This window comes from Nonomuraea sp. JJY05 (genome assembly GCF_043496855.1).
In the GTDB taxonomy this organism is placed as follows: Bacteria; Actinomycetota; Actinomycetes; order Streptosporangiales; family Streptosporangiaceae; genus Nonomuraea.
Map to the genome: position 1 here is coordinate 279,142 of NZ_JBIEIS010000006.1, position 24,461 is coordinate 303,602.

The 24,461-nt window shown below is 71.5% G+C and carries 22 protein-coding genes; 12 read left to right on the forward strand and 10 right to left on the reverse strand.

What is annotated here, in order from left to right:
- Positions 1–29: 29 nt before the first annotated feature.
- Positions 30–1,865: a protein kinase gene (locus ACFKCF_RS10900; RefSeq protein WP_394492859.1), complete on the forward strand. Its 1,836-nt coding sequence runs from the start codon at positions 30–32 to the stop codon at positions 1,863–1,865.
- Between the two features lie 7 nt (positions 1,866–1,872).
- Here ACFKCF_RS10900 and ACFKCF_RS10905 read toward each other — a convergent pair whose 3' ends face one another.
- Positions 1,873–2,775: a D-isomer specific 2-hydroxyacid dehydrogenase family protein gene (locus ACFKCF_RS10905; RefSeq protein WP_394492860.1), complete on the reverse strand. Its 903-nt coding sequence runs from the start codon at positions 2,773–2,775 to the stop codon at positions 1,873–1,875.
- A 104-nt stretch (positions 2,776–2,879) separates the two neighbouring features.
- On the opposite strand from ACFKCF_RS10905, the gene ACFKCF_RS10910 reads away from it, so the two are divergent.
- From ACFKCF_RS10910 to ACFKCF_RS10920, 3 genes are all read left to right on the forward strand, one after another.
- Positions 2,880–4,196 carry an acyltransferase family protein gene (locus tag ACFKCF_RS10910; protein ID WP_394492861.1) on the forward strand — a complete coding sequence of 439 codons (1,317 nt, stop codon included), beginning with the start codon at positions 2,880–2,882 and terminating at the stop codon, positions 4,194–4,196.
- Between the two features lie 425 nt (positions 4,197–4,621).
- Positions 4,622–5,812: a hypothetical protein gene (locus tag ACFKCF_RS10915; RefSeq protein ID WP_394492862.1), complete on the forward strand. Its 1,191-nt coding sequence runs from the start codon at positions 4,622–4,624 to the stop codon at positions 5,810–5,812.
- Positions 5,813–5,928: 116 nt separating this feature from the next.
- On the forward strand, positions 5,929–6,432 hold the full coding sequence (locus tag ACFKCF_RS10920) for a hypothetical protein (RefSeq protein WP_394492863.1): 504 nt from the start codon (positions 5,929–5,931) through the stop codon (positions 6,430–6,432).
- Between the two features lie 7 nt (positions 6,433–6,439).
- Here the strand turns inward: ACFKCF_RS10920 and ACFKCF_RS10925 are convergent, their stop codons facing one another.
- On the reverse strand, positions 6,440–7,063 hold the full coding sequence (locus ACFKCF_RS10925; protein ID WP_394492864.1) for an FMN-dependent NADH-azoreductase: 624 nt from the start codon (positions 7,061–7,063) through the stop codon (positions 6,440–6,442).
- Positions 7,064–7,132: 69 nt separating this feature from the next.
- Entirely contained in the window at positions 7,133–7,549 is a 417-nt protein-coding gene (locus ACFKCF_RS10930) for a hypothetical protein (protein ID WP_394492865.1), read from the reverse strand.
- On the opposite strand from ACFKCF_RS10930, the gene ACFKCF_RS10935 reads away from it, so the two are divergent.
- A complete protein-coding gene (locus ACFKCF_RS10935) occupies positions 7,548–8,054 on the forward strand; it encodes a hypothetical protein (RefSeq protein ID WP_394492866.1) in 507 nt (168 codons plus the stop codon). The genes ACFKCF_RS10930 and ACFKCF_RS10935 overlap by 2 nt on opposite strands.
- Positions 8,055–8,117: 63 nt before the next feature.
- Here ACFKCF_RS10935 and ACFKCF_RS10940 read toward each other — a convergent pair whose 3' ends face one another.
- A complete protein-coding gene (locus ACFKCF_RS10940) occupies positions 8,118–9,404 on the reverse strand; it encodes an ABC transporter ATP-binding protein (RefSeq protein ID WP_394492867.1) in 1,287 nt (428 codons plus the stop codon).
- Between the two features lie 229 nt (positions 9,405–9,633).
- Between ACFKCF_RS10940 and ACFKCF_RS10945 the strand changes: the two genes are divergently transcribed.
- The 3 genes from ACFKCF_RS10945 to ACFKCF_RS10955 all read left to right on the forward strand — a co-directional run bounded on the left by ACFKCF_RS10945 (position 9,634) and on the right by ACFKCF_RS10955 (position 13,219).
- On the forward strand, positions 9,634–11,094 hold the full coding sequence (locus ACFKCF_RS10945) for an alpha-amylase family glycosyl hydrolase (RefSeq protein WP_394492868.1): 1,461 nt from the start codon (positions 9,634–9,636) through the stop codon (positions 11,092–11,094).
- Between the two features lie 5 nt (positions 11,095–11,099).
- The gene (locus ACFKCF_RS10950) at positions 11,100–12,125 is read left to right on the forward strand and encodes a LacI family DNA-binding transcriptional regulator (RefSeq protein ID WP_394492869.1); all 1,026 of its coding nucleotides are present in this window, start codon (positions 11,100–11,102) and stop codon (positions 12,123–12,125) included.
- 167 nt (positions 12,126–12,292) lie between these two features.
- Positions 12,293–13,219 (forward strand): carbohydrate kinase family protein, encoded by a 927-nt coding sequence (locus tag ACFKCF_RS10955; protein WP_394492870.1) that lies wholly within the window; start codon positions 12,293–12,295, stop codon positions 13,217–13,219.
- On the opposite strand, the gene ACFKCF_RS10960 is transcribed toward ACFKCF_RS10955, so the two are convergent.
- Both ACFKCF_RS10960 and ACFKCF_RS10965 read right to left on the reverse strand, forming a co-directional pair.
- Entirely contained in the window at positions 13,149–14,360 is a 1,212-nt protein-coding gene (locus ACFKCF_RS10960; protein ID WP_394492871.1) for an MFS transporter, read from the reverse strand. The genes ACFKCF_RS10955 and ACFKCF_RS10960 overlap by 71 nt on opposite strands.
- A 130-nt stretch (positions 14,361–14,490) precedes the next feature.
- Positions 14,491–15,483, reverse strand: a complete 993-nt coding sequence (locus tag ACFKCF_RS10965; protein WP_394492872.1) for a cation diffusion facilitator family transporter — start codon at positions 15,481–15,483, stop codon at positions 14,491–14,493.
- A 136-nt stretch (positions 15,484–15,619) separates the two neighbouring features.
- Here ACFKCF_RS10965 and ACFKCF_RS10970 point away from each other — a divergent pair, with 136 nt between their 5' ends.
- Positions 15,620–15,976 (forward strand): metalloregulator ArsR/SmtB family transcription factor, encoded by a 357-nt coding sequence (locus ACFKCF_RS10970; protein WP_364855813.1) that lies wholly within the window; start codon positions 15,620–15,622, stop codon positions 15,974–15,976.
- Between the two features lie 19 nt (positions 15,977–15,995).
- On the opposite strand, the gene ACFKCF_RS10975 is transcribed toward ACFKCF_RS10970, so the two are convergent.
- Together ACFKCF_RS10975 and ACFKCF_RS10980 are read right to left on the reverse strand one after the other, a co-directional pair.
- The gene (locus tag ACFKCF_RS10975; protein ID WP_394492873.1) at positions 15,996–16,604 is read right to left on the reverse strand and encodes an amino acid-binding protein; all 609 of its coding nucleotides are present in this window, start codon (positions 16,602–16,604) and stop codon (positions 15,996–15,998) included.
- 510 nt (positions 16,605–17,114) lie between these two features.
- Complete coding sequence (locus tag ACFKCF_RS10980) at positions 17,115–20,213, reverse strand: bifunctional cytochrome P450/NADPH--P450 reductase (protein WP_394492874.1); 3,099 nt, start codon at positions 20,211–20,213, stop codon at positions 17,115–17,117.
- A 54-nt stretch (positions 20,214–20,267) separates the two neighbouring features.
- Here ACFKCF_RS10980 and ACFKCF_RS10985 point away from each other — a divergent pair, with 54 nt between their 5' ends.
- The 3 genes from ACFKCF_RS10985 (at position 20,268) to ACFKCF_RS10995 (ending at position 22,787) form a co-directional block, all read left to right on the forward strand.
- Complete coding sequence (locus ACFKCF_RS10985) at positions 20,268–20,831, forward strand: TetR/AcrR family transcriptional regulator (protein WP_394492875.1); 564 nt, start codon at positions 20,268–20,270, stop codon at positions 20,829–20,831.
- 74 nt (positions 20,832–20,905) lie between these two features.
- Positions 20,906–22,063 carry a thiolase family protein gene (locus tag ACFKCF_RS10990; protein ID WP_394492876.1) on the forward strand — a complete coding sequence of 386 codons (1,158 nt, stop codon included), beginning with the start codon at positions 20,906–20,908 and terminating at the stop codon, positions 22,061–22,063.
- 22 nt (positions 22,064–22,085) lie between these two features.
- Positions 22,086–22,787, forward strand: a complete 702-nt coding sequence (locus tag ACFKCF_RS10995; protein WP_394492877.1) for an SDR family oxidoreductase — start codon at positions 22,086–22,088, stop codon at positions 22,785–22,787.
- A gap of 4 nt (positions 22,788–22,791) precedes the next feature.
- Here ACFKCF_RS10995 and ACFKCF_RS11000 read toward each other — a convergent pair whose 3' ends face one another.
- Entirely contained in the window at positions 22,792–23,094 is a 303-nt protein-coding gene (locus tag ACFKCF_RS11000) for a hypothetical protein (protein WP_394492878.1), read from the reverse strand.
- A 102-nt stretch (positions 23,095–23,196) separates the two neighbouring features.
- Entirely contained in the window at positions 23,197–24,450 is a 1,254-nt protein-coding gene (locus ACFKCF_RS11005) for a right-handed parallel beta-helix repeat-containing protein (protein WP_394492879.1), read from the reverse strand.
- Positions 24,451–24,461 lie beyond the last annotated feature (11 nt).

Here is a 24,461-nt window from a genome sequence, read left to right on the forward strand (position 1 = left end):
GGGATGACGACGGCGAGAGGACGGCGACATTGGGGCGCTCCGCAGGCACTCCGCTGGAGCCGGAAGATCCGCCGGCGATCGGCCCCTACGAGCTGATCAGCCGTCTCGGCTCCGGTGGCATGGGCGTGGTCTACCTCGCCAAGGCGGCCGACGGGCAGCGGGTGGCGCTCAAGGCGATCCGGCGCGACTACACGGCCGACCCCGTCTACCGGGCGCGTTTCCACGAAGAGGTGTCCAACGCGCGCAAGGTGGCCTCGTTCTGCACGGCGCGCGTGCTCGACCACGGCGAGGACCGGGGCGTCCTCTACCTCGTCACCGAGTACATCGACGGCATCTCGCTCGAGGACCACCTGATCGAGCACGGCGCGCTGTCGCCGTCCGTGCTCCACTCCGCGGCCGTCGGCGTGGCCGCCGCGCTGACCGCGATCCACGCGGCCGGGCTGGTGCACCGTGACCTCAAGCCGGCCAACGTGATGCTGACGCTGGCCGGGCCCCGGGTGATCGACTTCGGGCTGGCGCGCTCGACGCACGTCAGCTCCCGGCACACCAACGCCGGCATGGTGATGGGCACGCCCGGATGGATCGCTCCCGAGCAGGTCTTCGAGGGGCGCACCAGCCCGGCGGGCGACGTGTTCGCCTGGGGATCGCTGATCGCCTACGCGGGGCTGGGCGGGCATCCGTTCGGCGAGGGAGACGCGTACGTGATGGCGGCCCGGGCCCGCAGCGCGCCGCCCGACCTGCGAGGGCTGCCCGCGCCCCTGGACCGGCTGGTGGCGGCGGCCATCCACCCCGACCCGGCCCGCCGGCCCGCGGCCAAGCAGCTGCTGCTGGAGCTGGTGGGGGCGGCCGACGAGCCCGCGGCGCAGCTCGCCGCCACCAAGCACCTGACCAACTCGTGGAACCCGTCGGACTTCCCGATGATGCCGCGGCCGCCGCGCCCGATGCCGCCCGACCGGACGGGCCAGGTGCCGGGCGCGGGCCGCCCGCCCCGCCGCCCCGAGAGTCCTGCCCGCCATGCCGAGCCCCGTGGCCCGCAGCCTCCGCCGCCCGCCGAGCGCACCGGCCCCACGCGGGGGGCGGCGAGCCACGTGCCACCCGCCGAGCGGACCGGCCCCACACCCGGCATGATGCAGCCACCGCCCGCCGAGCGTACGGGGCCCAAGCCGGGTCAGATGCCGCCGCCTGCCGAGCGCACCGGTCCCAAACCCGGGCAGATGCCGCCACCCGTCGAGCGCACCGGCCCCGTGCCGCAGACCGGGCTGGGGCCTCAGGGGCCGCGGGGGCCGCACCCGGATCTCACCGGGCCGGTCCCTCACCACCAGACCGGGCAGGGGCCGATGCCCCACCACTCCGCCACCGGCCAGGGGCCGCTGCCGGGCTACCCGCCCGCCAAGCCCAAGCGAGGCGTGTTCGCGGGCTGCATGACCGCCCTGATCATCGCGTTCGTGCTGGTGGTGGGGCTGATCGTGGCACTGATGTGGGTGCTGCGCTCCCCGGCGGCCGGCGAGGACGGGCCCGTGCAGGACGGCAAGCTGCGCTTCGCCGTCACCAGCACGAAGTGCCCCAAGCCGGCGAAGGCGGCGCAAACCCGCACGTGCCAGATCGGGGTACGCGTCAGCAACGTCGGCCAGGAGGCCAGGGTGCTCTACCCGGGCCAGCAGAAGCTGGTCGACGAGGACCACGAGTTACACGGCGGCACCAAGCTGCTCGACAAGGACGGCAAGGAGATCACGCCGATCCGCATCGAGGCGGGCCAGTCGTTCGTCGGCGCGCTCGTGTTCGAGTTTCCGAAGGAGCTCGCCCCGGCCGCGCTCGAGGTGCACGACTCGGGGCTGAGCGGCGGGGCCCGCCTCAATCTCGGCTGAGGCGCCTTCAGAAACCTTCGGACGGGGAGACCACGCCCTCCAGCGGAGCGCCCTCGCCGTAGCGCCGCACGTTGGAGGTGACGCGTTCGGTCAGGCCGCGCCAGTAGGAGGAGGGCGGGTTGGCGGAGTGCGGCGTGATGAGCACGTTGTCCAGGCTCCACAGCGGATGCCCGTCGGGCAGCGGCTCCGGGTCCGTGACGTCGAGCGCCGCGCCGCCGATGCGGCCCCCGCGCAGCGCGTCCACCAGCTCGTCGGTCACGACGAGGCTGCCCCGGGCGACGTTGACCAGCCAGGCGTCCTCGCGCATGAGCTCGAACTCCCGCTTGCCGAACATCCCTCTCGTCTCCGGCGTGGCCGGCGCCAGGACGACCACGTAGTCGGCCTCGGGCAGCACCTCGCGGTAGCGGGCGCGCGGCAGCACGAGGTCCGCGCCGGGCGCCTCGCCGCTGTCGGTGACCGCCAGGACCCGGCAGCCGAACGGCTCCAGCATCCGCATGAGCACCCGCCCGATGCCGCCGTAGCCGACGATCGCGACCGTCGAGCCCGCGAACTCCCTGGACGTCTTCGGCTCCCACGTCCTGACCCTGGCCGACCGGTACAGCCGGCGTGCGGCCGCCAGCATCATGGCCAGCGAGTGCTCGGCCACCGGCAGGCCGTAGGAGCCGGTGGCGGCGGTGAAGACCGGGTGCTCGGAGATGATCCCGGCGTCGGCGAACCGTTCGATGCCCGCGCTCGGCAGTTGCACCCAGCGGATGCCCTCGTGGAGCATCGGCCGCAGCTCCTCGGGGCCGCCGCCGTAGAAGACGATCGCCTCGGCCTCCTCCAGGGGCACGACCCGGCCGCCCGCCCGGTGCACCGCCTCGATGAGCACGGGCACCGGCTCTGGTCCGACATGGACGGCGACGGTCATGCTGGGGCCTCCTTCTCGCCACGAGATCACCAGCGTATCGGTGCCTCAGCACGACGTTCTCCGGTGCCAGCATCTCTTCAGCCTTCGTGGGTAGGTTGGGCCGGGTGTCCGCCGTCGCCGCCCAGCCCGTGACCGCCCCCGTCCCCGGCGCCGCCGCCAGGCTCGCATGGCTGGACGCGCTGCGGGGGATCGGCGCGCTGGCCGTGGTGGCCGAGCATCTGCTGCCGTGGTTCCTGCCCCAGCTCAGGCCGTACTGGTTCAGCCTCGGCGTCTATGGCATCCTCGTGTTCTTCCTGGTCAGCGGCTACATCATCCCCACCTCCCTGGAACGCCACGGCGACGTGCGCAAGTTCTGGATCAGCCGGTTCTTCCGGCTCTATCCCCTCTACCTCGGCGTGATCGTTGTGGTGCTGGGCCTGGCCTGGTGGGTGCCGGTCCGGCCGGAGGTGCCCAGGGACGGCAGCGCGGTGGCGGCGCACGCGACCATGCTGCTCGACGTCGTGAGCGTGGGCGGCGTGGCCGACACGATGTGGACGCTGTCGTACGAGATGGTCTTCTATCTCCTGGTCACCGCGCTGTTCCTGATCGGGGGGCACGGCCGGAGCGGGCTGCTGTCGGTGTCGTTCGCGGCGGGGGCCGTGGTGGTGGGGCTGGTGTCGTCGGGGGCGGTGCTGGTGGGCGGGTGGCCCGCCTACGTCTCCGCCGCGGTGTTCGCGGCCGGGCTGACCTGCGTCGTGTGGGGGCGCTTCCGTACGGCCGCGGCCTGCGTGCTGGGGCTGATGGCGCTGGCGCTGCTGCCGCTGAGCAGCCGGGTGCCGTGGCTCGGGGTGGCGGTGCTGGCGGTGATGTTCGCGGGGACGGCCATCCACCGGTGGGAACGGGGCCGGGGCCGGCTGTGGCCGGTGGCGGTGGCGGCGGCGCTGGTGGGGATCGCGCCCCTGTGGGCCGTCGAGGGCGGCTGGTGGTGGGTTCAGCCCGACGTGTGGCTGACGACGCTGGCGCTGGCCGGGGCCACGTTCGCGGCGGGGATGGCGCTGCGGGGGCGGCGGCTGCCCAGGGTGCTGGCCTGGCTCGGGCTGATCAGCTACTCGCTCTACCTGGTGCATCACCCGCTGCTGAAGTATTTCGTGGCGATTACGGGTGACCTGCGGCGGGCGGAGCCGCCGTACCAGCTCATGATGGCGGCGCTGGCCCTGGCCGTGGTGCTGGCCGTCAGCGCGCTCACCTACAGATACGTCGAACGGCCCATGCAGGCGCTGGGCCGCCGCTTCTCAGGCCGGCGCGACCGCCGGCTCCAGGGCGAGGGCGATCGCCGGGTGGCCGGACAGGACGCGCGACACGACGGGGTCCTCGGCCATGAGGAACCCGAGGTGCCTGACCGCGTGCGCGACCACGTTGGCCGGGGCGACGCGCTCAGGTGACGGGGTCGCGGGCGCCTCACCCCTGGCGATCTCCAGCTCGGGCACCTCGACCGCGGGCAGCCACGGCGCCGGGTCCGGACAAATCGCATATGTCAGGATGACCCCGCTGTCCGGCTCGTATCGCCAGCTCGTGGAGTGCACGACGGTCCCGGGGTCCTGGGCGGCGACCCCGCCGAGCCGGCGGGCCGCCTCGTCGGGGCTTTCCCCTCGGCGCGGCTGGGTAAGGGCATGCCGGTAGGACCAGCCATTGCCGGTGCCCACCCGTAGCATGAACGTCTCAACCAGGATCACGTGTCTTCCCGTCACCGCCGACAACTTACTGCCAATCATATGCAAGTACGTCCTATACGCATTGTCTGAACGCTCTTGAAAGCTGTGGCGGGCCCGGATGTAGTCGATGGCATGCGAGAGAGGGGCCGACAGCCATGCCGGGTTTGCTGGTGTTGATGGGGTCGGGCGAGACGAGCCCGACCATGGTCGAGATCCACCGCGCGGCGGCGCGTTCGCTGCGCGCCGGGGCGCGGGCCGTGCTGCTCGACACTCCCTACGCCTTCCAGGAAAACTCCGCCGACATCTCCACCCGCGCCCGCCGCTACTTCGCGCGCAGCGTCGGCCTGGAGGTCGAGGTGGCGACCGGGATCACGGGCGCCGACTGGGTCTTTTCGGGTCCCGGCAGCCCCACCTACGCGCTCGACCGATGGGCCGACTCGGGCGTGGCCGGCGACCTGCGTGCCCGGATCCGCGCGCGTGAGGGGGTGACGGTGCTGGCCTCGGCCGCCGCCTGCACGGCGGGCCTGGCCACCGTGCCGGTCTACGAGATCTACAAGGTGGGCGCGGATCCCCATTGGCGCGAGGGCGTCGACCTGCTGGAGCCGCTCGGGCTGCGGGCCGTGCTGATCCCCCATTTCGACAACGCCGAGGGCGGCACCCACGACACCCGCTACTGCTATCTGGGCGAGCGCCGGCTGTCCCGCATGGAGTGCGAACTGCCGCCCGGCACCGCCGTCCTGGGCCTCGACGAGCACACCGCCCTGGTGATCGACCTCGAGACCGAGTCGGTGCGGGTGGCGGGCCGGGGCGGCCTGACCGTCCGCCGGTCCGGCTCCGCGACGGTCCTGCCCACGGGCACCCACACCGACCTGGCCGAACTCCGGCGCCTGGCCGAGGGCGGGCCCGGCACGGGCACCGTCGCCCCGCCGCCCCCGGCGGACCCCGCTCCCGCCGAGGTGACGCTGGAGGAGACGATCCACACGTGCGAGGAGCTGTTCAAGGCGGCGGTGGACCGGCCGGACATGGTGGCGGCGGCCCAGGCGGTGCTCGACCTCGAGGCCGAGATCGTCAAGTGGGCGGCCGACACGGAGGAGGACGCCGGCGGGGTCGACCAGGCCAGGGAGCTGATGCGGCTGCTCATCGCCCGCCTCGGCGAGCTCGCCTCCACCGCCCGCCTCCGCTCCCAGAGCCTGCCTTCCCTGGTGGAGCCCCTGCTGGTGCTCCGCTCACGGCTGCGCGAGCAGGGCCGCTACGACGTGGCGGACGCGGTACGGGCGGCGATGCAGGAGGGCGGCATCCTCGTGGAGGACACCCCGGACGGCCCCCGCTGGACCCGCGCCTCCTGAGACCTCCGGGGACGCCCGACGGGATCGGCAAAGAGGCGGTAACGGGATCCCGTCACTCGGCGTGCTCACACGAATACGCTTGGCCCTATGTCGTCGTGCGTGCAAGACTCGAATCCATGGAAGGCGATGAGGCGATGAGTGCTGCGCCGGATGAAGGCTGGCTGGTTGCCCATCCGCCACCACGGCGTGTCCGGCTTTTCGCCTTGCCGCCGACCAGCAGCGACTACACCGTCGAGGACTGGCTCAAGCTGCCCGAAACCGGGGAACGCATCGAGTTGATCGACGGGAGTTTCGTAGTGAGCCCCATACCTGCCTATGCCCACGCGCTTGCGGCAAAACGTCTCGTCCGCATCCTGGATGACGCGCGCCCTCGGGACTACGAGGTGGTCGAGACAGGCAATCTCAAAGTCGGTGAGGATGGCCTCATTCCCGACATTGTGGTCGGACATGCCGAGGCGATGATAGCCGGTATCACCATGCTCTCCGCCGCAGATACGGTCAACCTGAGCGGCCGGGGCTACGAGCTCGTGGCGGAGGGGAAGGCGGGGAACGTCCTCTCATTTGACCAGCCCTTCCCCGTGTCCTTCGACCCGGCCGTGCCGGCGGGCCTCGATCGATGATCCGGCGCTAGAAGGTTCTGGCGATCTGGCGGGCGCGTTCGTCGGCCTGCTTGCGTTCGGCCTCGTACGAGCCCGTCAGCGTGGGGTGGTGGCGGATCTCCTGGATGTCGGTGACGCCCGCCCAGCGGAGCCAGTCGTCGAAGTACGTCGACTGGAAGTCGGCGCCGAACTCCGGCCCCAGGCCGGGACCCCAGACGGCGCTGGTGTAGACGACGGCGGCGCGCTTGCCGGTCAGCAGGGCGCGGTATCCGGTCTCCGGGTGCACGTCGAAGATCATCGCCGGCTGGCTGACCACGTCGATGAACTGCTTCAGCTTGTAGGGCACGCCCCCGTTCCACATCGGCACGCTGAAGAGGTAACGGTCGTAGGAGTCGAAGCGCTCGAACGTCCGCACGGCCGCCGCCCACGCCTCCGCCTGCTCACCCTCGGGCACGCCGCCACCGAACACGGTCATCTTCGCGCCCGCGGCGGCGGGGCCGAACTCGGGGAGCGTGCCGTCCCACAGGTCGAAGTGATCGACTGTCGCACCGGGCCGGGCGGCGCGGTATTCGTCGGCGAACGTCCGCGCGATGCCCAGGGAGATCGACTCCTCGCCGCGGGGAGAGGCGGAGATGTGCAGCAGTCTGCTCATGATTTGCACGTCCTTTCCGGACTGCGGTCCGATTAATATGCTCAAAGATACGGACCATAGTCCGTTTAGTCAAGCGGGCGGCATGTTCGCCTCCACGTTGATCCTTGGCAGCGACGCCACCGTCATCGGCGGCTTGTTCGGCACCGGTCTCGCCTCCGCGCGGCGGCTGGGCGCGCCGGAGGCGATCGGCGACCGTACCCCGCGACTTCCCCCGTACGAGGTGAACCGGGCCGGACGCCACACCGTCGGCATGAGCCTGGCCAACCTGCCCGGCAAGCCGCGGGTGGTGCTGCGCTGCGCGACACCGTCTCGGACTCCACCTTCACCGAGCGCTTCGACCTGGTGGTGGGCGCCGACGGGATGCGCTCGACCGTACGCGGGCCGGCCTTCGGCCCCGAGGAGCACCTGCATCCGCTGAACTACATGATCGGCGCCACCGTGCTGGACAGGCCGGTCGAGGGCCTCGGCCAGGCTGCTGGCCTTCATGGACGAGATCATCACCCGCGTCAGCGCCGACCCCGCCACCGTGCTGCCGCACCGCCTGGCCCCGCTGCTGATCCGCACCGGGCTGAACCCCCTGGCACGCCGGGTGCAGAGCGGCGACGCCGACCTGCTGCGGCTGCTCACCCAGCAGGCCGGCGACCGCGAGCTGTTCGCCCGCACCACGCCCGGCGCCCTGTGCGAGACGGGCATGCCGATCCATCACCGCCACGGGCTGATCCGCCACGACCGCCCCTTGCCCGAGCTGACCTACGCCGTGCACGCCGTGCTCACGGGGTTCGGCGCCGCCCTGTCCGACCCGGCCACCGCCTCTCTCGGCGTCGACCCCGACCAGGTCCTCGCCGACACCGTGGCCCGGCTGCTCGAACGGCCGCTCGCCCCCAGCGACGCGGCCGTCGCCGCGGCCGCCGAGGAGGTCCTGGTCTTCCTGCGCCAGATCCAGGAGGCGATGCTGGACGTCATCGGACGCAGCCAGACCCTCCAGCAATGAAACCGCCGCTCGGGGAGCATGACCGCGTCCACGACGTGCAGGCGGTCCTGGTCGAGCGGGCGGCTATCGGCGCGGGGGGTCGATGCGGGCGCCGTCGAGGGTGAAGATCATGATGCGGGAAAGGTCGACCGCGACCTTGGCGGCGTCGCCCGTGCGCCAGACGGGGCGGTTGCCCAGGCGGACGATCAGGTCGGAGCGGCGGTGGATGCCGCTGTTGAGGTGCTGGCCGACCTGCTCCTGCTGCTGGTGCTCCTCCTCCTGCTGCGAGGAGAAGATCCGCCGTACGAGCCCGGACAGCTTCCCCGAGCCGTTCTTGTTCCCGTTGATCCGCTGGCGCGGGTCCGGCGGCTCCGGCACCGGTACGGCGGGCGCCCCGCACTCCAGGTACGCCAGCCACTCGTGTCCGTGATACTCCAGCGCCCGCACCCGCCCGAAGAACGACGGCCCGTCGTACGACTCCTGCACCGGGGCCAGCCCGTCCGGGCGCATGCCCACCAGCACCTGACCGCCCGTGTGCTGCGAGATCGCGTACGCCCTCGGATCGCTCCACGGCATCGTGAGCCGGTGCGGGCCGAAGTCGAGCATGACGTACTGGTTCTGCGGCGTCCTGACATTGGCCGCCAACAGGTTCAACTGCTGGGAGTTGAGGAACGCCGCCACGAACGCGGTGGCTGGATCGTTGTAAATCTGCGCGGGCGTGCCGACGTCCTGGAGCACCCCTCGGTTCAGAATGGCGATCCGGTCGGCCAGCGTCAGCGCCTCCACCTGGTCGTGCGTCACGTAGATCGTGGTGACGCCGAGCGACCTGACCAGCGCCGAGATCTCCATGCGCAGCTCGGTACGCATGCCCGCGTCCAGGTTCGACAGCGGCTCGTCCATGAGGAACAGCTTGGGCTGCCGGACGATGGCCCGCCCCATGGCCACGCGCTGCCGCTGGCCGCCGGAGAGCGTGCCGGGGCGGCGGTCCAGCGTCTCGTCGATGTGCAGGGCCTTCGACAGCTCGGTGACCCGCTCGCGCACCATCGCCGGGTCCGACTTGGCGATCTCCAAGGGGAAGGCGATGTTCCCGCGCACCGTCCGGTGCGGATACAGCGCGCCGTTCTGGAACACCATGGCGACATCACGGTCGCGCGGGGCAAGATGGTTGGCGATCTCGCCATCCAGCCACAGGTCACCGTCGGTGATCTCCTCCAGACCCGCGATCATGCGAAGCAGCGTGGACTTGCCGCAGCCGGAGGGGCCGAGGAGGACGAGGAACTCGCCGTCCTCGGCCCGAAGGCTCAACCGGTCGACTGCGAGGTAGTCGCCCGGATACACCTTGGTCACTTTGTCGAGAACGACCGAGCTCATGGGCCTACACCTTGCGCGCGTGTCACCTGTGACGAGGCTGATAGAAGAGGTAGTACATCGCGCCTTAACGCTAGATGTCCACCCTTGACATAAAGAATCTCCTGCGCAGGCGGTTAGGTCGAGGGCTTTGGTAGTTCTTACGCCGAAATTTCCGTATTGGAGGGGTATGTAAGGGCTTGCGTAAACTTGCGGCAAGGGATTTCATAGTCGAGACCGTCAGGGGGAGACTATGACCGAGTGGTGGCGAGACGCCGCGATTTACCAGGTGTACGTGCGTAGCTTCGCCGACGGCGACGGCGACGGCGTGGGCGACCTGATCGGCGTTCGCGATCGCCTGGCCTACCTGGCCGGGCTCGGCGTCGACGCCATCTGGCTGACGCCCTTCTACACCTCCCCCATGGCCGACTTCGGGTACGACGTCGCGGACTACCGGGACGTGGACCCGCTCTTCGGGTCGCTCGCCGACGCCAAGGCACTCATCGACGAGGCGCACGCCCTCGACCTGCGTGTGATCGTGGACATCGTCCCCAACCACACCTCCTCGGCCCACCCCTGGTTCCAGGAGGCGTTGCGCGGCGAGCACCGTGATCGCTACATCTTCCGCGACCAGCCGAACGACTGGGAGTCGATCTTCGGCGGCCCGGCGTGGACGCAGGTCGAGGACGGGCAGTGGTACCTCCATCTGTTCGACTCCGCGCAGCCGGACCTCAACTGGGACAACGACGAGGTGCGCGGCGAGTTCGAGTCGATCCTGCGGTTCTGGCTCGACCTGGGCGTCGACGGCTTCCGCGTGGACGTGGCGCACGGCATGGTCAAGCCGCGCGACCTGCCCGACATCGGCCACCCCAACCAGACCGGGCTGATCGGCAGGGAGCCGGTGCCGTACTTCGACAACGACGCCGTGCACGACATCCACCGCGCGTGGCGGCGCGTGCTGGACTCCTATCCCGGCGAGCGCATCGGCGTGGCCGAGGCGTGGGCGCCGACGGCCGAGCGGCTGGCGATGTACGTCCGCCCGGACGAGCTGCACCAGGCGTTCAACTTCCACTACCTGTTCACCCCGTGGGACGCCGCCGAGCTCAGGGCGGTGATCGACTCCTCGCTCGCCACGGCCGGCTCCGTGGGCGCCCCGACCACCTGGGTGCTGTCGAACCACGACGTCAAGCGGCACGTCACCCGCTACGGCGGCCTGTCCAGGGCCCGCGCGGCGGCGCTGCTGACGCTCGCGCTGCCCGGCTCGGTCTACGTCTACCAGGGCGAGGAGCTGGGCCTGCCCGAGGTGCTCGACCTGCCGGCCGAGGTGTGCCAGGACCCGCAGCGGCTGCGCGACCCCGACAGCGGCCGGGACGGCTGCCGCGTCCCGCTGCCGTGGACGCGAGAGTCCGGCTGGCAGGACCCGTGGCTGCCGATCCCGTCCGAGTGGGCCGAGCTGAGCGTGGAGGCGCAGGAAGGGGTGCCCGGCTCGACGCTGGAGCTGTACCGGAAGGCGCTGGAGCTGCGGCGCGAGCTCGGCGGGGACCTCGTCTGGCACGAGTCGCCCGAGGGCACGCTCGTCTTCTCCAGGGGGCGGTTCGTCTGTGCCGTCAACCTCACCGCGACGCCGGTGGACTTCGGGATCGACGGCGAGCTCCTGATCGCGTCGGATGTCCCTGGAGCAGGGGATTCGGCGGCCTGGTGGAAAGTAAAGTGAGTGGCATGAACGGTCACGCTCGCCTAGCCGACATCGCCGCCCAGGCCGGGGTGAGTGAGGCCACGGTCAGCAGGGTGCTCAACGGCAAACCCGGCGTCTCGGCCGCCACCCGCCAGGCGGTGATGGCCGCGCTCGACCTCATGGGCTACGAGCGCCCGCCCCGGCTGCGCCAGCGCAGCAACGGGCTGGTCGGTCTGGTGACGCCGGAGCTGGACAACCCGATCTTCCCCGCCTTCGCGCAGGCCATCGAGAAGGCGCTGACCCAGCACGGCTACACGCCGGTGCTGTGCACCCAGCTGCCCGGCGGCGCGCCGGAGGACGAGTTCACCGAGCTGCTGGTCGACCGCGGGGTGAGCGGCATCGTGTTCGTCTCCGGGCTGCACGCCGACACCACCGCCCGGATGGACCGCTACACCCGCCTGACCGACCGCGGGCTGCCGATCGTGCTGGTCGACGGCTACAGCGAGCACATCGACGCGCCCTTCATCTCGCCCGACGACCGCCTCGCGGCCCGGCTGTCCGTCCAGCACCTGGTCGACCTCGGCCACGAGCGGATCGGGATCGCGCTGGGGCCGCGCAGGTTCGTGCCGGTGATCAGGAAGATCGAGGGCTACAAGCAGGCCATGGCGCAGTTGCTCGGCGCGACCGACGTCGACGAGCTGATCGCCCACTCGCTGTTCTCCGTCGAGGGCGGGCAGGCGGCCGCCGCACAGCTGCTGGCCCGCGGCTGCACCGGCATCGTGTGCGCGAGCGACCTGATGGCGCTGGGCGCGATCCGCGCCTGCCGGGAGAAGGGGCTGTCGGTCCCGGGAGAGGTGTCCGTGGTGGGGTTCGACGACTCGCCGCTGATCGCGTTCACCGACCCGCCGCTGACCACCGTACGCAAGCCGATCGGCGCGATGGCCTCGGCGGCCGTGCAGACGCTGCTCGAAGAGGTGAACGGCGCCCCCGCCAAGCACGTAGAGCTGATCTTCCAGCCGGAGCTCGTCGTCCGCGGCTCCACCGGCTCCGGCCCGCTGGTCAACCGGTGAGGGAGCGCCGTTGCCTGGACTGAGGAGCGGCGGGAGCGCAGCGACCAGAGCGACGAGGGAAGGCGACGGCTCCCAGGCGACCGAACCCGCCGCAACGGAGTGGAGGCCATGAACACCACCCGCGACGGCTCCAAGGCGACCGGGCCCGCCTCCACGGAGTGGAGGCCGTGAATATCGACATTCTGGTCCTCGGCGGGGCCGGCGTGGATACGACGGTGTACGTGCCGGAGCTGCCGCTGCCGTACCGGGACACCTACCACGTGCCGCCGGTCGTCGACCGGATCGGCAACACGGGCGCGGGCGTGGCGCTGGGCTGCCACGCGCTCGGGCTTGCCGTCGCCTTCGCCGACCTGATCGGCGACGACCCGCAGGGCGCCCTGGTCCGCCAAGCGCTGCGCGAGGTCGACTGCTCATTCGGGCCCGCCGCGGCGGGCACCCGGCGCAGCGTCCTGCTCGTGGGGCCGGACGGCCGCCGCACCTCGCTGCACGACCCGAAGGTCACGCCGGACGAGCGCCTGCCGCGCGAGCTGTACGCGAACGTGCGCCCCAGGCACGTCCACCTGTCGATCATGGACTTCTGCCGCCACGTCTACCCCGACCTCGACGGCACGCCGATCTCCACCGACCTGCACGACTGGGACGGCGCCAACGACTATCACAAGGACTTCGCCTACCGCTCCGACCTGGTGTTCCTGTCGGCCACCGCGCTGGCCGACCCGGCCGCCACGATGCGCGACATCCTGGAGCGCGGCCGCGCCCACACCGTCGTCTGCACGCGCGGGGCCGACGGCTGCCTCGTCCTGACGCGCGGCTCCGGCGTGCGCGCCTTCCCGGCCGCGCCGCTGCCCGGGCCGGTGGCCGACAGCAACGGCGCGGGCGACGCGTTCGTCTCCGGCTTCCTGTACGGCACCCTGCGTGGCCGGCCGCTGGAGGAGTGCGTACGGCTGGGCGCGACGGCCGGGGCGCACGCGTGCACGGTCGCCGGCACCCACGAGTCCCCGATCACGGAGGCCGCGCTGCTGGCTACGTTTTCGCGGTGGACGGCTGATCCAGCTCCCGCCAGGCCCGGCAGACGAACGGCGGGATGGACGTGATCAGGTAGAGGCAGGTGAACGCGTAAAGCGTGGTCCGCAGGCCGGTCAGCTCGGTGAGCGAGCCGGCCAGCAGCCCGCCGGCCGGCATGGCCGCGTACGCGGCGGCCGTCATGGTGCCGAGCGCCCGCGCTCTCATGGGCGCGGGGATGCGGCCGAACTGCAGGATGCCGAGGATCGGGTTGATCGCGCCGGCCGCGAACCCGGACAGCGCGGCCGTGGCGAGCGCCACGGGGAACGGCACGCCGAGCGCCAGGACCAGTACGCGCGGGACGCCGGCGATGAGGAAGCACACCCCGTAGGTCAGCCTCATGGGTAATCGCTCGCCGGCGGCCCCGTACACGATCGTCCCCGCCACGGCGCCCGCCCCGAGCGCCCCGGTGAGCAGGCCGAACGCGCGAGGGTCGCCTGCCACGTCGCGGGCGTACAGGGCCAGCAGCACCTGGGTCACGCCCGTGTCGAGCATGTTGACGACCACGATCATGCTGGTGGCGCTCAGCTGCAGGCGGTCGTGCCAGAGGAAGGTCAGGCCGTCGCGCAGGTCGCCCAGGTAGCCGCCGGATTCGCGGCCGGCGTTCTCGATGCGCGGGACTCCGCCGGCGATGAGCAGCGCCGACAGCAGGAAGGTGACGCCGTCGACGATGAGCAGCGTGCTCGGTCCCGCCCAGAGGATCAGGATTCCGGCCAGCGGGGCGCCCACCATGGTCGCGCCGCGGCTGGCACCGTCGTATCCCGCCGTCGCGTGTTCGATGCGGACGCGGCCGAGGGCCGACAGGTCGGGCAGCATGGCCTTGCGCGCCGTCTCCCCCGGCGTGGCGGCCAGCCACCGTACGAACAGCAGGAGCAGCAGGAGCGGATACGACAGCCCCGTCGTCAGGATCAGCGCGGGGACGGCGAGGACGACGACCCCGCTCACCAGGTCGGACACCACGCTCGCCCCCCGGAACCCCAGCCAGTCCACCAGCGTGGCGCCGAACGCGGCGGAGATGACGATGGGGAACGTGGTGGCGAAGGCGGCCAGCCCCGTGAGCCCGGCGCTTCCCGTGGTCTCCAGGACGAACCAGGGGACGGCGAGCATGGAGAGCACGTTTCCGGTGACGGACAAAGCGTTGGCGGACAGCAAGGTGATGAATGGACGCCTCACGCGTAATGCCCCCGGCATCGTCTCCCGCTTCAGCGTTCCTCACGGTCGGCGTGCGGTCAAGGGAGGGTTCCGGACGGCACCGCCACGGGTTTCGCGGCCGGGGCCGGTTGCCCGAGGCGCGGCGGCGGGCTCAGCTCGACCGGTGGGTGGACAGGCTGGCGTGGTGGTCGGCGCCCGCGGGGCCGTGCGGGTCGGTGTGTACGGTGGCCGCTCTCAGCCGCGGCAGCTCGTGGATGAGCCGGTGCTCGGCCTCCACCGCCACCGCGTGGGCGTCGACCACCGACATGTCATGATCCACCAGGATCTCCACCTCGGCGTGCAGGGCGTGGCCGATCCAGCGCAGGCGTACGGAGCCGACGCGGTGAACCCCGTCCACCGCGTCCAGGATGCGCTCGGCGTGGTCCACGAGGGCGGGGTCCACGGCGTCCATGAGCCGGTGGTAGATCTCGCGGGCGGCGTCCCGCAGCACGAAGCAGATGGCGAACGTGATCAGCAGGCCCACGATCGGGTCCGCCAGGGGGAAGCCGAGCGCGGCGCCGCCCGCGCCCAGGAGGACGGCCAGCGAGGTGAAGCCGTCGGTCCTGGCGTGCAGCCCGTCGGCCACCAGGGCGGCCGAGCCGATCTCCCTGCCCACCTTGATCCGGTAGCGGGCCACCCACTCGTTCCCCGCGAACCCCACCACGGCAGCCGCCGCCACCCATCCGACGGCCCGCAGGTCCTGGGGGTGCAGCAGCCGGGTGACGGCCTCGTATCCGGCCAGGCCCGCCGAGGCGGCGATCAGCAGGACGATGACGATGCCCGCGAGGTCCTCGGCCCTGCCGTACCCGTAGGTGAAGCGCCGGGTGGCGGCGCGGCGGCCGAGCGAGAACGCGATCGCCAGCGGGACGGCGGTGAGCGCGTCGGCGAGGTTGTGCAGGGTGTCGCCGAGCAGCGCGACCGACCCGGAGGCCATGACGATCACCGCCTGAACGGCGGCGGTGACCATCAGGACGGCGAACGAGATCGCCAGCACGCGCATGCCGCGACTGCTGGTCTCCAGGGCGGCATCGGTCTTGTCGGCGCTGTCGTGGGTGTGACCGCTGAGGGGATTGTGAGCCGCAACAGCGTGGAGCGCACGGGGCAACCACCCGCGCCCCTTCCCGAGATCCCCGTGCCCGTGCCCATGCCCGTGTCCGTGCCCGTGTGGCGCATGCTCCCGCTGGTCAGTCATGGCATTCCTCGCTTGCGCAATTCGACCCTTTTGACCAGGATATGTAGTCATGTACGCACGCGACAACACCTCAGGTGCCAACCAGTCGCAAGAGCAACCCACTCCCGCCCAGGTGAACGCGGCCGTGGACGCCTTCCGCATGCTCAGCGACGGCACCCGGCTGAGGCTGATGTGGTTGTTGTCATCCGGCGAGAAGGATGTGAACTCCCTTGCCGAGGCCATCGGCGTGCCACGCCCGTCCGTGTCGCAGCACCTCGCCAAGCTCCGGCTGGCGGGGCTGGTGGACACCCGCAGGGACGGGCGTCGCGTGCTCTACCGGGCACGCGACTCCCACGTACGTGCTCTCATAGCGGAGGCCCTGTTCCACGCCGACCACGAGGTGTCCGGCCTGCCCCGCCACGACTAGCCGGATCCCTGCCCCGGGGTCAGGCGCGGGCGGCCAGCTTGGCGACCACGTCCACGATGCGGGCGGCGCGTTCCAGCTCGGCGCGGTGGAACACCGGCCCGTCCGCCCTGGCGACCACCAGGTGCAGCCCCTGCGCCACCACCGGCAGCAACATCAGGCGCAGCTCGTCGGCGTCCATGGCGGCGGCCCGCGGCGGGGGTTCCGGCAGGTTCAGCTCGAACTTCTCGGGAGCGGCCAGCGAGGCGTGCCGTACGGCGCCGTCGGCCAGCGCCACCGACCACTCCGCCCCGCACAATCCCGGCAGCGCGTCCACCAGCGCGGCGAACCCCCGGGCGGGCTGGGACACGACGTGCATGAGAAGGTCGTAGTCCAGCGCCGAGCCCGGCACCTCCTTGGTCGCCCAGGCGCCCTCCACCCGCACACCCGGCATGGCCGACAATCGATCGCGAGCCTCTGAGGCGGTCACCGGCCCCGGCCAGGAAACAGTGAAATCGTCCACGGCCCGTCCGGCCTCACGTTCGAGCACGGTGACCTGCAGGATGTCCGCGCCCAGCGCTCCAAGAGACTTGGCGACCTGGCCAAGGCCGCCCGGCCGGTCCGGCAGCGACACCCTCAGTCGCAGCAGCATTGCCGCCCCCTTTCAGAGGCTCTCACAGTGCCGTGGAAAAGTTTCGAGCATGTTCCACGGACATGTCGCGCATGCTGCGGTTATATCCCAGCATGCAGTGTTAAGTCCGGAATGTCGATAAAGGGCTGGCGCGGGTTTCCGCAGGTCATGGTACGCCCCTCCCCCGCGCTCCCCGCCACCCCCCGAGGGCTCCAAACCCCCGCCCAGCCGAGCTCCTGCGGGCCTCTCGCCGGCACGCCGCCCGCGCCGGGCACTCGCCATGACGACCGCCCTGCAACAGCTCCGGACCCCGCCGCACGACCCCCCGCCGGCGCGGCGCCCGGAGGCCACCGCTGTGATCTCCGAAGGGGGAGCGGGCGGGCGGGGGCGGTGCCGGCCGGCCGCGGCGGGGGCGACGGTCGCGTGGCCGCGGCGAGGGCGAGGGTCGGGTGGCCGCGGCGGGGGCGACGGGCGGGCGGCTGCGGCGGGGGAGGGCCGGAAGGGGCGGGGGAGGGCCGGAAGGGGCGGGGATCAGGCGAAGACGTCCTGCTGGTAGCGGCCGGAGGACTCCAGCTCGGCCAGCCACCTGGCCCCGTCCTCCCCCGTCCGCGACCGGTAGATGTCCAGCAGCGTCTGCCGCACCGCCGGAGCCATCCGCAGCCCGTCCCCGCAGACGTACACGTACGCCCCCTGGGAGAGCAGCTCCCACACCTCGTCGGCGTGCGCCGCGATGGCGTCCTGGACGAACCGGTGCGGATACCCCGGCACGGCGGAGTACGCGGCGTGCGCGGGCACGCCCCAGCGGGCCAGGTCGTCGGCGTACAGCTCGTCGTGCCGGGGGTGGCGGCAGCCGGTGAAGACGGCGGCGCGCCCGGGGGCCCCGGCCAGCAGGCGCTCCTCTATGAAGCCGCGCAGCGGCGCGAAGCCGGTGCCGGGGCCGACGAGGATCACCGGCGTGGCCGGGTCGTCCGGCAGCCGGAACGGCGGCGCGGGCACGCGGATGTAGCCGTAGAACACCTCGCCCTCCTTCAGGGCGGCGAGGTAGGCCGAGCACATGCCCTGGTAGGTGCCCGTGCCGGACCAGGCGGGCCCCTCGACGAGGCCGACGGTGAGGCGCACGAGCGAGGGGTCGGCCAGCGGCGAGGAGGAGACCGAGTAGTAGCGCGGCTTGATCGGCCCGGCCAGCTCCAGGAACACCGGCAGCGGCAGCTCGATCGCCGGGAAGCGGTCGAGCAGGGCCACCGGGGAGACGCGCTTGGCGAGGATCTCGTCGGCGTAGTTCGCGGTCAGCTCGGCGAGCTGGCCCCTGGTCCAGGGGCAGGCGGTGTGCGCGGCCAGCGCCTCCAGGTCGGACCTGGTGGCGACCTCCTGCAGCTCGGCGAACTCGCTCAGCAGCAGGCCCGCCGTGACCGCCGTGTCCACGGGCAGGTGGGTGGAGCCGGCGGCGCGCAGCCGTACCACCTGCTCGCGGGGGACGCGCAGGCAGCGCAGCGCCCACTCCACCAGCTCGGGGTCGTTCTTGGCGAAGACGGCCACGTGGTCACCTGCCGAGTAGGTGACGCCTTCGGGCAGCCGGGCCACGATGGAGCGCACGCCGGGGCGCGGCGCCTCCGTCGAGAAGTCCCAGAGGCCGGTCGGGTCGGAGGTCAGCTCCTCGTTGGAGACGACGGTCAGCGGGAACGAGCGCGAGGAGACGACCGAGGGCCTGACCTCGGCCTCGCTGAGCACCTCCATCTCGTAGCGTGGCCCGGCGCTCTCGGCCGAAGCCGAGTACTCCTCGGCCAGCGCCGCCCACAGCCCGGCCGTCCAGGCGGTCACGTCGCCGTCGAAGTCGCCGTCCGCGTCGGCCTCCCCGCGCTCGACCAGCGGCACCGCTCCGGCGGCCGCCAGCTTCTCGTACGCCCGCTTCGGGAACTCCTGGTAGGTGGGCCACTGCGTGTTCCCGCAGCCCAGCACGGCCAGCCGGACCCCGGACAGGTCGGGCAGCGCCTCCAGGGCGTCGAAGCGCTGGGCGTTGTCGGGGGCCTTGCCGTTGTAGGAGGAGGCGATCACGATCAGCAGGCCCTCGCTCGGCGGCGTCATGTCGTCGAGCGTGGTCAGCGTCGTGGCGAAGCCCGCGCGCCCGGCCCGCTCGGCCAGGCGTTCGGCGAGGTCGGAGCTGGTGCCGAGGTTGGAGCCGTAGGCGACGGTGAGCGGCACGCCGGTGACGGCGATCTCCTGCTGCGCGCTCTCCTCGGCCTCCTGGGCCACGACCACGGTCCGCTCGTGCGCCCGCCGCTCGCGGACCCTGAGCGTGAACCCGTCGGGTTTGAGGGTGAGGGTCTGCTTGATCTTCATGCGGTAGACGTTCGGGTCGGAGATCGCGAACCGCCGCAGGATCATCGCCAGCGCCAGCCTGGCCTCGGTCAGCGCGAACTGGCGGCCGATGCAGGCCCGCTCGCCGTTGCCGAACGGCTTGTACGCCCCGGGGTGGTGGCTCTTCTTGTTCTCCGGCAGCCAGCGGTCGATGTCGAACTCCTCCGGCCGCTCCCACGCCTTGGGGCTGCGGTGCAGCACCGGCAGCAGCACGGCGACGCCCTGGTCCCTGGCGATGGGGTAACCGCCGATCGTGGTGTCCTCGAGCGCGCTGACGCTGAAGGCCGGGATCGGCGACCAGTGCCGCAGCGTCTCCTCCAGGACGCGCGCGATGACGTCGAGCTTCATGATCGTCTCGTACGTGGGCGGCTCGTCGCCCGGCAGCAGCCGATCCACCTCCTCGTAGGCGCGCGCCAGGGTGTGCGGCTCGCGCAGCAGGTTGTACAGGGCGAAGGAGAGCAGGCCGCTGGTGGTCTCGTGGCCCGCGATGAGGAAGGTGAGGACCTGGTTGCGGATGTTCTCGTCGGACAGGCGGGCGCCGCTCTGCGGGTCGGACGCCTCCAGCATGAGGCCGAGCAGGTCCTTGGAGCCGGTGGCGCCCTCGGCGCGGCGCTGCCTGATCACGTCGTCGACCAGCGACTGCATGGTGGCGATGTCGCGCCGGTACGTCTCCTCGTGCCCGCGCTTGAGCTTGGTGACGAACGGCAGCTGCTGGTTGCGCAGCATGGCCTCGGTGAGCGCGCCGCCCATGGCCTGCAGGAACGGGTGCAACTCGGGCGAGTCGAAGGAGTGGAAGCGGTAGCCGAACCCGGTGAGCGAGATCGTGTCCAGTGTCAGCCTGGTCATGTCGTCGGCGACGGGCAGGTCCTCCCCCTGGCGGGCTGCCCATGACTCGACGAGCTGCTCGGCGACCTCGAGCATCTGCCCGTAGTACGCCTTCATGGCCCGCTGGCTGAAGGCGGGCATCAGGATGCGGTGCGCGTGCCCCCACACCGGCTCGTCGGGGTCGGCCGTGAACAGCCCGTCACCGGCGAAGTCGCGCACGATCGACAGCGGCGGCTTGATCCGCTTGACGAACCTGCTCTCGTCGCACACCTCCGCGACCAGGTCGGGGTCGTACACCAGCACGATCGTGCGGCCGGCGACCTCCAGCCGGAAGATGCCCTCGTCGTACTGGGAGGCGACCTGGATGAAGTGCTCCACCGGCGAGTGAGAGGGAATCTGCAGCGTGTTGCCGAGGATGGGCAGGCCCTGCGGGGCCGGGATCTCCGCCATGATTGCTCCCTTCGAGTAGCCATACACCGTATGGCTGACGCTACCATACGGTGTATGGCAGTGAGCGCACGCAGGGGTGCCCCTTTGACCCTCGACGAGATCAGCTCCACGGCGATCCGCCTGATGGACGCGAGCGGAGTGGACGGACTGTCCATGCGCAAGCTGGCAGCCGAGCTGAACGTCAACCCGATGTCGCTCTATCACCACGTGGAGAGCAAGGACGCGCTGCTGGCGCTGATCTGCGCCACGACGGCCGAACGCATGCACGTCCCGCCGGACGACGGCGCCCCATGGGAGGAGCAGCTCATGGCGCTGGCGCTGGACTATCACCGGCACGCGAAAGAACACCCCGCCATATGGGGATATGTCCACATCCATCCGTCGCTTGTCGCCGACCGGCGGCTGCCCATCTGGCAGACGCTCTACCGCATCCTGCGGCTGGCGGGGGTGCCGGAGTCGGAGCTGCGGCGGACGAGCGACATCCTGCACGCGTTCGTCTCGGGTTTCATCCTGGCCGAGACCCAGGGGCACATGTCGGACGACCCCGAGGAGGTCAACCGCACCTTCGACGCGGCCATCCAGCTGATCATCGACGGCCTGGCGCGCTCCACCTCCTGATCAGCTGTCCGTTGGAAAATCCAACCCACTGGGTCTACAGTGGGTTCAGTTTTCCAACTGATGAGGAGGGCGCTGTGCGTGATGCCGTCATCGTGCGAGCCGTACGTACTCCGATCGGCAAGGGCAAACCGGGCGGCGGCCTGTCCGCGATCCACCCGGTGGACCTGCTCGCGCACACGCTGCGCGCCCTGATCGAGCGCAGCGGGGTGGACCCGACCCTGGTGGACGACGTGATCGGCGGCTGCGTCGACCAGGTGGGCGAGCAGGCCATGAACACCACCCGCAACGCCTGGCTGGCCGCCGGCCTCCCGGAGTCGGTGCCCGCGGTCACGGTGGACCGGCAGTGCGGTTCGTCACAGCAGGCCGTGCACTTCGCCGCGCAAGGGGTGATGTCGGGCGCGTACGACCTGGTGGTGGCGTGCGGCGTGGAGTCGATGAGCCGGGTGCCGATGTGGGCCAACGTGCCCGCGGGCGCCGACCCGTTCGGCCCGGAGCTGGCCGCGCGCTTTCCCGGCGGGCTGGTGCCGCAGGGCATCAGCGCGGAGCTCATCGCGGCCAAGTGGTCGCTCAGCCGCGAGCAGCTCGACGAGTTCTCCGCCGGCTCGCACCGCAAGGCCGCCGTCTCCTCCTTCGCCGGCGAGCTCGCGCCCGTCGGCGGGCTCGACCGGGACGAGTCGGTACGCCCGAGCACGACGCCGGAGATCCTGGCCGGGCTCAAGCCCGCCTTCGCCGACCCCGGCTACGCCGAGCGGTTCCCGCAGATCGACTGGTCGGTGACCGCGGGCAACAGCAGCCCGATCAACGACGGGGCGGCGGCCGTACTGGTCACCACCTCGGAGACGGCGGCCCGCCTGGGCCTGCGGCCTCTGGCCCGTCTGCACAGCTTCGCCGTCGTCGGCTCGGACCCGATCCTCATGCTCACCGGCGTCATCCCGGCCACGGAGAAGGTCCTGCGCCGCGCGGGCCTGAGTCTCGCCGACATCGACCTGTTCGAGGTCAACGAGGCGTTCGCGAGCGTCGTGCTGGCCTGGCTGCAGGAGACCGGCGCCGACCCGGCCAGGGTCAACGTCAAGGGCGGCGCCATCGCCCTCGGCCACCCGCTGGGCGCCAGCGGCGCCCGCATCGCCACGACCCTGGTCCACGCCATGGCCGAGCGCGGCGCCCGCTACGCGCTGCAGACCATGTGCGAGGCAGGCGGCCTCGCCAACGCCCTCATCCTCGAACGTCCCTGACCACACCTTTGGAGCAGTCCTCATGAAGATCTCCGGCAGCGTCGCACTCGTCACCGGCGCCAACCGCGGCCTGGGCGCCGCCTTCGCCCAGGCCCTCCTGGACCGGGGAGCCCGCACGGTCTACGCGGCCGTCAGGAACCCCGCCACGATCATCGACACCAACCTCACCCCGATCGAGCTCGACGTCACCGACGCGGCCGCCGTCGCGGCCGCTGCCGAGCTCTGCGGCGATGTGAACGTGCTCGTCAACAACGCCGGCATCTCGCGTTCCGGCGGTTCGGACCTGGACTCGGCGCGCGCCGAGATGGAGACCAACTACTTCGGCACGCTGTCCATGAGCCGCGCCTTCGCCCCCGTCCTGGCCCGCAACGGCGGCGGGGCGCTGGTGAACGTCCTGTCGGTGCTGTCGTTCATCACGCTGCCCCAGGCGAGCGGCTACGCCGCGTCGAAGGCGGCGGCGTGGTCCCTGACCAACGCCCTGCGGCTGGAGCTGAAGGAGCAGGGCACCCACGTCCTGGGGGTGCACGCGGGCTACATCGACACCGACATGGCCGCCCACGTCACCGGACCCAAGATCACTCCCGCGGAGGTCGTCGCGCAGACCCTCGACGCCCTGGAGAGCGGGGCCTACGAGGTGCTGGCCGACGCCATCAGCCGGCAGTCGAAGGCCGGGCTCTCGGGCGAGCTGGAGCGCCTCTACCCGGCGCTGGCCGGCGCCAGCTGACGCCTCACTCGCTCGCCTCCCAGACGGCCTCGAACGCCTGCTCCGTGATCTCGGTCAGCTCCCAGACCTCCAGCGGCTGGTCGGTGAGGAAACCGTGCTCGTCCTGCAGGTGGCGCCACCAGTAGCGATGGGCGTTCCGGTCGGCGCCCACCAGCACCTGCCTGATCGCCCAGTGTTCGAGGCCGTCGCCCTCGACGCTCTCGAACAGCCAGGCCCGCCCGTCCTCGTCGCCCAGGTGCCAGTAGTGCCGGGGGGCGTCGGACTCGGCGAGCTGCCGCACCAGCGGCTGGCGAAGATCTGGAAGCACCCGTCCACTCTAGAGCGAGCCCGGCCCGCCGATGGCGATCCCGGGACGTGGGGGCCCCAGGAGGCCCCGGGAGGCCACGTGCCGGTGTGGGAAGGGCCGTCGTCAGTGCTGGTAGGCGCCCGCGTCGGGGGCGCCTGCCAGCGGCTTGCCGGCCATGTCCTTGCCGAGCGCCCTGCCGCCGTACCACGTGGGGCCGAGGGGCAGGCCGCGGCCGAGCGCCGGCGAGCCGGGCCGCAGCCGCAGGTCGGTACGGGAGACGAACTTCGGGTCGGCCACGATCGACTTCGGCCCCAGCTTGAACTTCACGCGGCCCCGGTAGACGCTGCCGCCCTCGTCGGCCCCCTTGCCGTCCTCCCAGCCGGCCTCGCCGCCCACCACGATCACGTTGTTGCGCAGCTTCAGGATCGACGGGGCGCAGCCGTCGTGGCAGGACCAGCCGATGGTGTCCTTGGCCGGCAGGTAGACGGAGTTCTGGACGGCGATCGTGCCCATGACAGGCCCGACGATGTGGCGCGGGCCGCGGGTGATGAGGAACGAGCCGCGGCTGCGGGAGGAGGTCACGACGTTGAAGGCGAACACGTTGCCGGTCGCGGTCTTGCCCTTCTTGGCGCCGAGCTCGGTGAACGTCTCGTTGTTCCTGGCGATGTTGTGGGTGACGCGGTTGCGGTCGCCGTCGAAGATCTCGACGGCGGCCCCGTCGGTGCCGTAGTCGGCGCTCTTGGCGAAGCTGCCGGTGATGGTGTTGCCGGTCACGAGGTTGTCGTCGCCGTTGAGCAGCACGCCGAAGGCGCCGGAGTCGTTGTCGCCGCCCTCGTCGTTGACGCTCATCCGGTTGTTGTCGGTCAGCACGCTGTCGCGGATGACGTTGCGCGAGCCGGACGGGGTGACGTAGACGCCCGCGATGTTGCGGTCGGCCTGCACGCCGGACAGCTCGTTGCCGTCGCCGGCGACCTGGAAGCCGGCCCAGCGGCAGCCGGAGGCCCGCAGGCCGCCGACCCGCCAGTGGTTGCCGCTGAGCACGACGCAGTCGTCGTCCGTGCCGCTGATCCTGGCCAGCGGGCCGGTGCCGTACGCCTGGATGACGATGGGCTTGGCCGCGGTGCCATTGGCCTCCAGCTTGAGCGGGCCGGTGAAGGAGCTGCCGCGCTTGAAGCTGACGGCGTCGCCCGGCTTGAGGTCGGCGGAGTTGACCTTGTCGAGGGACTTCCACGGCGCGGTGGCGCTGGTGCCCGCCGCGCCGTCGTCACCCGACTTGGAGTCCACGTAGTACGTGGTGCCCGCCAGCGCGTACGCCGGGGCCGCAGGCGAGAAAGCAGGCAGGAGAGCCGCCATGACGGCTACGGGCAGCAACCTCATACGAGCACACC